This is a genomic window from Sulfurovum xiamenensis, from assembly GCF_030347995.1.
In the GTDB taxonomy this organism is placed as follows: Bacteria; Campylobacterota; Campylobacteria; order Campylobacterales; family Sulfurovaceae; genus Sulfurovum; species Sulfurovum xiamenensis.
Window position 1 is genome coordinate 100,183 of record NZ_JAQIBC010000005.1, and the last position, 9,467, is coordinate 109,649.

Annotated in this window: 7 protein-coding genes; 6 read left to right on the forward strand and 1 reads right to left on the reverse strand. The window is 39.1% G+C overall.

Annotated features, from left to right (window positions below; translation table 11 throughout):
* The gene (locus tag PF327_RS08395; RefSeq protein ID WP_289402131.1) at positions 1-2,472 is read right to left on the reverse strand and encodes a [protein-PII] uridylyltransferase family protein; all 2,472 of its coding nucleotides are present in this window, start codon (positions 2,470-2,472) and stop codon (positions 1-3) included.
* 61 nt (positions 2,473-2,533) lie between these two features.
* Between PF327_RS08395 and mqnE the strand changes: the two genes are divergently transcribed.
* The 6 genes from mqnE to PF327_RS08425 all read left to right on the forward strand — a co-directional run bounded on the left by mqnE (position 2,534) and on the right by PF327_RS08425 (position 8,996).
* On the forward strand, positions 2,534-3,595 hold the full coding sequence (mqnE, locus tag PF327_RS08400; RefSeq protein ID WP_008245189.1) for an aminofutalosine synthase MqnE: 1,062 nt from the start codon (positions 2,534-2,536) through the stop codon (positions 3,593-3,595).
* Between the two features lies 1 nt (position 3,596).
* Positions 3,597-4,049: a phosphoribosyltransferase gene (locus tag PF327_RS08405; RefSeq protein WP_008245187.1), complete on the forward strand. Its 453-nt coding sequence runs from the start codon at positions 3,597-3,599 to the stop codon at positions 4,047-4,049.
* Positions 4,050-4,619, forward strand: a complete 570-nt coding sequence (locus PF327_RS08410) for an anthranilate synthase component II (protein ID WP_289402133.1) — start codon at positions 4,050-4,052, stop codon at positions 4,617-4,619.
* Positions 4,620-4,628: 9 nt separating this feature from the next.
* Entirely contained in the window at positions 4,629-5,732 is a 1,104-nt protein-coding gene (locus tag PF327_RS08415; protein ID WP_289402134.1) for a hypothetical protein, read from the forward strand.
* Between the two features lie 114 nt (positions 5,733-5,846).
* Entirely contained in the window at positions 5,847-7,184 is a 1,338-nt protein-coding gene (locus PF327_RS08420; RefSeq protein WP_008245184.1) for an ATP citrate lyase citrate-binding domain-containing protein, read from the forward strand.
* A 9-nt stretch (positions 7,185-7,193) separates the two neighbouring features.
* On the forward strand, positions 7,194-8,996 hold the full coding sequence (locus PF327_RS08425) for a citrate/2-methylcitrate synthase (protein ID WP_289402136.1): 1,803 nt from the start codon (positions 7,194-7,196) through the stop codon (positions 8,994-8,996).
* Positions 8,997-9,467 lie beyond the last annotated feature (471 nt).

The following is a 9,467-nucleotide window of genomic DNA, read 5'->3' on the forward strand; positions in this document are numbered from 1 at the left end:
TTATCTATTTCCTGTAAGTTTATCTATTATCGTATCGACATTATGACAAAACTTTCCATTCTTTTCGATGAGGAACATATCTCTTACACGGCTTTTCAGCGTATGAATTTTTGCAGTGGCAATGTCAATACCCATCTCATCAAAGATATGGATGATATAGGCAAGTAAACCTTTTTGATCTTTACAGTTTAGGTACATTACTGCATAGGTTTTAGAGTGTTCACAATCGATCTGAAGTTCATCTTCTTCTATATCTGGTAACGTAAGGGTGCTCTTTTTTGTCTCATCAAATGAATCATGAAGAATTTCTTTAATACGTGGTATCTCTTCAGCATTCACTTTAGTAGAAAAGTCGATTTTAAAATATTTAAGATCATCAAACAGTTTACATATATCCATATGCACCACACCCAATGTGGAGAGTTTCCCTAAAAGATAAGAGATATTAAATGGTTTTCTACGCGTTACTTCAATCGTTAAGTAGTTTATGTTGCTTATTTTAAATGTATAATCCTCGGTTTGAAACGCTTTTTGTGTAATGGAAACGATTTTTTGTGGACTGTAACGTAAAAAGAGTAGATCTGAAGGAATCTGTAATACTTTTTTCTGCTGTATTGGGGTAAATAGTTTGAATGCTGCATTCCGTTTGAGTGTCTGTTCTTTTTTAAGTCGTTTGGCCGCTTCGTCGAGCATGCTTTTGTTATCCAAAATTTCGATTGATTGCTCATAAAGTGTTCGGATCAATTTTGCATTAAATGAGTTGTAGATGTCTTTACCCACACCATTCATATCAGCATATGTCAGGATATAGATGAGATCCAAAAGTTTCTTGGTTTGAAAATGAGAGGCAAAATGTATAATTGTTTTTTCATTATAAATATCTTCACGTTGGGCTACTTTACTCATCAATGTATGATATAAAATGAGTGTCTCACCTATGGCTATATGTGCCGGATCCAAATGCAGCTTCTCTGCGAAAACTTTAAAGAGCGATGTACCTACAGCGTGATGGTCACGTTCTCGTCCTTTTCCTGCATCATGTAAAAAAGTGACAATTTTGAGCATGACCTTCTCTTCATCATTCAGTGCATCAAAAAGTTTTTTAATAAAAGGATCCTCTATATGTTCCAAGTGGTACATACAACGTATCGAATGCATATCGACTGCAAATTGATGGTATCCGTCAAATTGAGGAAGATCGATCACTTTTTTAATGGGTGGAATCGTATAGCCCAGGAGTCTTGCATAGGATAGTACTTTGAGAATGGAGTGACTTTCCGGCTGGTGGAATATACTCTTGATCGTCTGATAGAGTGCTCCATCAGGACGTTCAGGTTTTTCTGAGCTAATTAACTTTTGTATAAAAGTAGGGTGGGCATAAAAAGGTTTTTTTGCATGTGCAGTGAGCTGTTGAATGAGCCCATTAAAGTTTTGCTTACCTTTTTTGGGATAAAGATAGTTTTTTTCAGGATTGTCAGTGATGTAGTCCTGGGTCAGAATATTGAGCCAGATCGTACTGTAAAGTCTGATGATCTTTAAACTTTCAGTCACTTTTTTAGCACATTTCATTTGACCTTTCTTACCCTCTTTGTAACCAAGAAAATGGGCAATGTCCGGAATAAGTTCAAGACGTAACTTATCTTCTTTTTTCCCTGCAGTTAAGTGTAAAGCGGAACGTACACGGAAGAGGAATTCCAGGGCGATACGGAAGGTACGATACTCTTTCTCATCTACTACACTGTCAGGCAGATTTTTAATATTATCTACATTATAGAGTATCTTTCCTATCCAAAAAACGAGGTTGGCATCACGAAAACCACCTGATCCGTCTTTAAGGTTCGGTTCCATGGTAAGGGGGAACCTACGATGTTGTAGTTCTCGTTCTTCCAGTTTAAGCTGTATGAACTCTTTTATATGGTCATGACGAATTTGGGAGATCGCATTTTGTGTCTCTGTCCAAATGAAAATGGAGCCTTCGATCATACGTGATTCGATCAATGCTGTTTTGATCGTGATATCGGTTTTAGATACGTCATAGAGTTCATCAATAGTGTGTACCCTGTGTCCCAGTTTTAAACCTGTATCCCAAAGTATATAGAGTATTTTTTCAATGATCCCTTTTACGTTGTACGCAGGAATATCCTTATAGACAAGCATGAGATCTATATCGGAATGTACGCAGAGTTGCTCTCTGCCGTAACTTCCCAATGCGACGAGACCCAGAGGGATGGAGTTTTTCATAGGAAGATAATCACCGAACATATCCCTGGTAGCAACCTTGTAGACGATCTTTAGGATACTGTCTATTTTTTTTGTATGCTTCACAAGAAAGTCTTTACCCCCTGAATTTACAAAAGTCTCTTCAAGTGTATCAAAGTAGCTTTTTATATCCTTTTTAAGCACTTTGGCGATCTCGAAATCTGCTGCTTTAGTATAAAGTAATTCCTCTATTTGGGTTTCAAGCGTATTCAATTATTCTCTCCATAATGTTATATTGGTATAATACCCAAAAATAACTATGGATGTTCTCAGAATGGATTTGATACAAAAGGTACGCAACAAAGAGAGACTCACTCAAGAAGAGGGTGAAGCACTCTATGACTTAGATCTCTATACGCTCGGTGAACTCGCCGATGAAATTCGTAGAGAGAAATACGGCAACAAAAGCTACTTTAATATAAATCGGCACATCAACCCTACCAATGTCTGTGCAGACATCTGTAAATTCTGTGCATATTCTGCAAGTAGAAAAAATCCCAACCAATATACTATGACCCACGAAGAGATCCTGGATATTGTAAAAAAATCCGTTCAAAACGGTGCAAAAGAGATGCATATCGTCTCAGCACATAACCCTAATGATGGTGTCGAGTGGTATATGGGTGCATTCAGAAAGATCAAAGAAGCATTTCCCGAGTTACATGTGAAGGCGATGACAGCAGCGGAAGTAGATTTTCTGACAAGAGAGTATGGATACAGCTACGATGAAGTGTTGGATATGATGATCGAAAATGGTGTAGATTCCATGCCCGGCGGTGGGGCTGAGATCTTTGATGAAGAGGTACGTGAATATCTGTGTAAAGGGAAAGTCACTTCAGACCAGTGGATTGAGATACACCAGAAATGGCATGAAAGAGGTAAAGAAAGCAATGCTACCATGCTTTTTGGACATGTAGAGACACGTGCACACCGTATAGACCATATGATAAGACTACGTGATCTTCAAGACAAGACAGGCGGATTTAATGCCTTTATCCCCTTGGTCTACCAAAGAGACAACAACTTTCTCAAAGTGAAGGATTTCCCTACAGGGCAGGAGATACTCAAAACCTATGCCATCAGCCGCATTATGCTGGATAACATTCCTCATATCAAAGCCTATTGGGTCACGGCATCGGTCAATCTCGCACTGATCGCTCAGGAGTTTGGCTGTGACGACCTGGATGGCACGATAGAAAAAGAGTCCATTCAATCTGCAGCAGGAGCACAGAGCAGTCATGGAATGGACCTGAATGATTTTGTAGCCTTGATCAAGAACTCCGGCTTCCAACCCATAGAACGTGACAGTCTTTATCATGAGTTAAAAGCCTATTAGTATGGAAAAGCGCTATTATCCTTATGAAGATTTTTTAGCTGATACAAGATCTTTGGCTCAAATGATCGACTGGGAATTTGACACGATTATTCCTATTGCCAGAGGAGGTCTCTCTTTAGGCCACCTGCTTGGTGAATTTTATGATATCCGGGAAGTCTACAGTATCAATACCATTGGGTACGAAGATACGCTAAAACTGGATAGTGTGAAGGTGTTTAATATCCCGGAATTGACGGAGGCCAAAAATGTACTCGTTGTGGATGATATTGTAGATAGCGGTGATACGATGATAGAAGTGTTGAAGGTCTTGCACAAAGCGTATCCTGCCGTGAACTTTAAAACAGCTTCGCTTTTTTATAAGAAAAGTGCTAAAATAGCTCCAGATTGGTCTGTACAAGAAGCAGACAGATGGATTGAATTCTTTTGGTCTGTAGATTTAACTAGGAAGAAATAAATGGTATTAATGATAGACAATTACGACAGCTTTACTTACAATGTCGTGCAGTACTGTAGAGAACTGGGTGCAGACTTGAAGGTCATACGTAATGATGAAATGACGATTGATGAGATCAAAGCATTACATCCAGACAAGATCATTCTTTCACCAGGTCCTTCCACCCCTGATGATGCAGGAGTGACACTGGATGTGATCAAAGAATTTGCAGACACTACGCCTATTTTTGGTATCTGTCTAGGCCATCAGAGTATTGCACAGGCATTTGGCGGAGATGTGATCAGAGCCAAAAATATGATGCATGGTAAAACGTCCCAAATCGTTGTGGATGCCCAAACACCTATTTTTAAAGATCTCCCATCTGAATTCAGGGCTACACGTTATCACTCTTTAACCGTGAAAAAAGAGACGCTGCCAGATAGCGTCATCGCAACATCCCACAGCAAAGATGATGGTGAGATCATGTCACTGCAGATCAAAGACAAACCTATTTATGGTGTGCAGTTCCATCCTGAGTCTATTATGAGTGAATATGGGCATGAAATGTTAGATAACTTTTTGAAACTCTAAGATCCCAGAATGAAAAAACAGCATTTCTTTTTAGCATTCTTCTTTTATGCTATCGCTGTTTTTTATCTTGCTTCAACCACACCTATTAGCCCGCATGAGGCAAAGATACTCTATACTTCAAATGATATTGTCGGTCATATGATGAGGTGGGGTGAAAGTCTTAATGCAGGCTTTTTAGGCTTAAGGGCTTTTTTCCTTTTTTTTGGATTTTTGACCATTGGGCTTTTTTTTGCACTCAGCCGACAGTATTTTCAAAAAAGTAAAGATGTCTATCTCTCGACATTGATCTTTATGCTCCTGCCTGGTATCCTCACTGCAACCACCTTGGCTAACGTCGCTATTATTGTATTGTCGCTAGTGTTACTTTTTGTATTACTTTATGAAAAGGGCTATTATCTTTTACTTCCACCGATCATGCTGGCACTCTTTTTTATTCATGAAGCCTCTATCATTTTCTTTGTTGCCGTTTTATTTTATGCCGTGATGCACAAAGAGAAACACTTGGCTATTTTTTCCCTGAGTTTTCTTTTGGCTTTTATCTATCTGGCAAAAGGTATAGAGGTAAGCGGAAGACCCTCTGGGCACTTTGTGGAGATCTTCGGGTTATATGCTACCGTTTTTTCACCTTTACTGTTTCTCTATTTTTTCTTTGCCATGTACAGAATTTTGCTAAGAGGGGAAAAAACACTTATTTGGTACATCTCTTTTACTGCTTTGGTTTTCTCTTTACTTCTCTCTATCAGACAGCGTGTCTATATCACTGATTTCGCTCCCTATGTAATGATCGCGATTGTACTTATGTTGGATGTTTTTAACCATGCGATAGGTGTACGTTTACCCCAGTTTCAGAAACAATATAAACAAGGTTTTATCGTGGTAATGTCATTTCTTCTCTTAAGTGTGCTTTTCATTGTAGGGCATAAAATGCTCTATTTGGTCTTGAAGGATCCCAAACATCACTTTGCAGATCGTATCTACAGACCGTATCTTTTGGCAGAGAATTTAAAGTCTCAGGGTATCAAGTGTTACGATGGGGCACATGGAAGAGAACGTTATCAGTTAAGATATTATGACATACTACCCTGTTCACCAATAACTGCCCAAGACCCCTAAGAACTGTTTCTATACTACACAATATTTTTTTTATACTTATAGTTTATATTACTTTTACGAAATTTAAATTTATCTAATGCTAGACTATCAAGAACTAAATTAAAGGAGAACTCGATGGCTCAAAAGGCGATTAGAGAGTATGACGCAAAGTCAATTCTAGCAAAACATTGGGATAAGTATTTCCCAGATTTTACTTATGCATACCAAACTGTAATGGTTCAAAATGGATCGGAACTGGCAGAAGCTGCAAAAGAGAACACATGGTTAAATGAAAAAGCATTGGTTGCAAAACCGGATATGCTTTTCGGTAAAAGAGGTAAAAACGATTTAGTACTTTTCAAAGATGCTAAACCAGGTGATGTTTCATTAGCAAAAGCTATCAGCTGGATCGATGAAAAGTCAAGCGGTGAGCAATCAGTATATTTCTCATTTGACGGTGACACACCAACAGGTGAACCATCAGTTGATAAATTGACACACTTTATTGTTGAACCGTTTACTCCACACTCACAAGAAGAAGAGTATTATATCTCTGCGACATGTGTAGGTGATGATGATATGCTTTATATGTCTGCTGAAGGTGGAATGGAAGTTGAAGAGGGTTGGGAAGAGAAAGTAACTGAAGTTGCATTCAAGATCACTGACACTGAAGAGCAGATCGCTGAGAGAATCAGAGCAAATGTACCTGCAGATGTTGCTGACAAAGATAAAGCAGCATTCGCAGAATTTGCTATCGGTTTCTTCAAAGCATACAGAGAGTTGAATTTCGCATACCTTGAGATCAACCCGTTTGTAATGCAAGGTAACAAGATCGAGCTTCTTGACATGGTTGCAAAACTAGATGACACTGCTGGATTCATGATGGTAGATCAGTGGGGTGATGTTGAGTACCCAACTGCATTCGGTATGGAAGAGAAATCTCCAGAGGTATTGGCTGTTGAAGAAGCCGATGCTAAAACAGGTGCATCACTTAAATTGACACTCTTAAAGCCAGAAGCTAGAATCTGGACAATGGTTGCCGGTGGTGGTGCTTCAGTTGTTTATGCTGATACTATTGCCGATCTTGCTGGTATCGATGACCTTGCTAACTATGGTGAGTACTCAGGTGGACCAACAACAGGTGAGACTAAATTCTATGCAGAGACACTTCTTGATCTTATGACAAGAGAAAAAGATGCACAGGGTAGAGATAAGATCCTTATCATTGGTGGTGCGATCGCTAACTTTACAGATGTTGCTAAAACATTTACAGGTATCATCCAGGCATTTGAAGAGTATGCAGACAAGATGAAAGAAATTGGTATCAAGATCTATGTAAGACGTGGTGGACCAAACTACGAAAAAGGTCTTAAAGATATTAAAGAAGCAGCAGATAGACTTGGTCTATGGATCGATGTATACGGACCAGAGACACACGTAACTGATATCGTTAGAATGGCAGTAGAGGCATAAGGAGAGAAGATGGCACAATTATTTACTAGAGATACACAGGCTATTTTTTGGAACAACAACAAAACAGCGATCCAAAGAATGTTAGACTATGATTACACAATTAAAAGAGAAAAACCTTCGGTAGCAGCGATCGTTGCTCCAACTGCATCTGGAAAATTTGAGAAATTCTTCTATGGTGCTGACGAGGTGATGATCCCTACATTTAAAACGACTGCAGAAGCAAAAGCTGCTCAGCCTCAAGCTGACGTTCTTTTGAACTTTGCATCATTCAGAACTGCTTATGATGTAACAATGGAAGCATTGGAGATCGGTGGATTTCAAACGATCATGATCACAGCAGAAGGTATCCCTGAGAGACTTGCGCGTGGTATGAACCAAGCTGCACGTGATGCAGGTGTTGTTGTTATCGGGCCTGCTACAGTTGGTGGTATCGCTCCCGGTGCATTCAAGATCGCTAACGTTGGTGGTACGATCGAGAACATCGTGAACTCTAAACTTCACAGAGCAGGTTCATGTGGTCTTGTAACAAGATCAGGTGGTCTTTTCAACGAACTTTCTAACATCATCGCTATCAATGCTGATGGTATCGCAGAAGGTGTTGCGATCGGTGGAGACAGATTCGTTGGTTCTGTATTTATCGACAACCTTCTTAGAATGGAAGAGAACCCGGATGTAAAATATATGATCCTTCTTGGTGAAGTAGGTGGTACAGAAGAGTACAAAGTGATCGATGCGGTTAAATCAGGTAAGATCACAAAACCGATCATCGCATGGTGTATCGGTACGATCGCTAAATACTATGATTCAGGTGTTCAATTCGGTCACGCAGGTGCATCTGCAAATGCTGAACGTGAAACAGCTGAAGCGAAAAACAAAGCGATGGCTGAAGCAGGTATTCATGTACCGGCAACATTCAATGACCTTCCTGCAAAGATCAGAGAAGTATTTGAATCTCTTAACATCCCAGCGATCCCTGAGCCAGAGATCAATATCGTACCTAAAGTAAGAAGAAGCAAGCAGTTCATCTGTACTATCTCTGATGACAGAGGTGACGAAGCGACATACGCTGGATTCCCTATCTCTTCAGTGGCAACACCTGATACAGGTAAAGGAATCGGTGATGTTGTATCACTTCTATGGTTCAAAAAACAGTATCCGAAATGGGCAACTGACTTTATCGAGACTGTAATGAAAACTGTTGCGGATCATGGTCCGGCAGTATCTGGTGCACACAATGCTAAAGTAACGGCTAGAGCAGGTAAATCAGTGGTTGAATCATTGGTAACTGGTCTTCTTACTATCGGACCAAGATTCGGTGGTGCGATTGATGGTGCAGCACAGTACTTCAAACATGCAGATGACAACAACATGTCTCCAAAAGAATTCTTGAACTACATGAAAGGTGAGGGTGTGCCAATTCCAGGAATTGGTCACAGAATCAAATCTCTTAAAAACCCTGACCTAAGAGTAAAAGGTTTGATGGATTATGCAGCGGCACATTTCCCTGCAACACCACTTCTTGACTATGCAAGAACAGTTGAAGCATTGACAACATCTAAAAAAGAGAACCTTATCCTTAACGTGGATGGTACTATCGGTATCCTTATGGTTGATATGTGGAGAGCACTTGGTTACTCTGAAGAAGAGATCAATGAGTTTATCGCTTCAGGTACGCTCAATGCATTCTTCATCGTAGGTAGATCTATCGGATTCATCGGTCACATTCTTGATGAGAAGAGACTTGCTATGCCTATGTATAGACACCCAATGGATGACATCCTTTATGATGTACCAATGGCAGAAAAGATCTAATTTCTTTTTAGCATACCAGGCACAACTTTACAGTTGTGCCAATTTCTACATTTTATTTACTCCCAAACACTTAATTTTCTAACATATCTTATTGTTTCATATGAGAGATCTACCCTCTTTTCAGTCACTGTATATACTACAAATATAAGCACAACAAAATTAACAAAATAATATGGCTAGGGGTCTATATTTTTTTAAATAAATAAAACAATTTTTAAGCTATTTTTGCATATATAATGTAAGTAAAAATGGATAAAAAAATTTTTTTTAACAAATTTCAAATAAAACGCAAAAAACCCTTGACAAGGGATTCATTTTTGTCTATAATTCCCGTCCACAAACACAGAGACCTAGGCTGAGTTAGCCGAGAGAGTGAGAGTGTGAATGATCTTTGACAACCAAATAATAAGTAAACAAATCAACGTCTATTTGAGTTTTAATTTTACCAATTTTTAAAAAATTGGGATAAAG

Coding starts and splice junctions, on each gene's coding strand:
- PF327_RS08415 (WP_289402134.1), top strand. CDS start 4,629: ATGAAAAAACAGCATTTCTTTTTAGCATTCTTCTTTTATGCTATCGCT.
- PF327_RS08425 (WP_289402136.1), top strand. CDS start 7,194: ATGGCACAATTATTTACTAGAGATACACAGGCTATTTTTTGGAACAAC.
- mqnE (WP_008245189.1), top strand. CDS start 2,534: ATGGATTTGATACAAAAGGTACGCAACAAAGAGAGACTCACTCAAGAA.
- PF327_RS08420 (WP_008245184.1), top strand. CDS start 5,847: ATGGCTCAAAAGGCGATTAGAGAGTATGACGCAAAGTCAATTCTAGCA.
- PF327_RS08405 (WP_008245187.1), top strand. CDS start 3,597: ATGGAAAAGCGCTATTATCCTTATGAAGATTTTTTAGCTGATACAAGA.
- PF327_RS08410 (WP_289402133.1), top strand. CDS start 4,050: ATGGTATTAATGATAGACAATTACGACAGCTTTACTTACAATGTCGTG.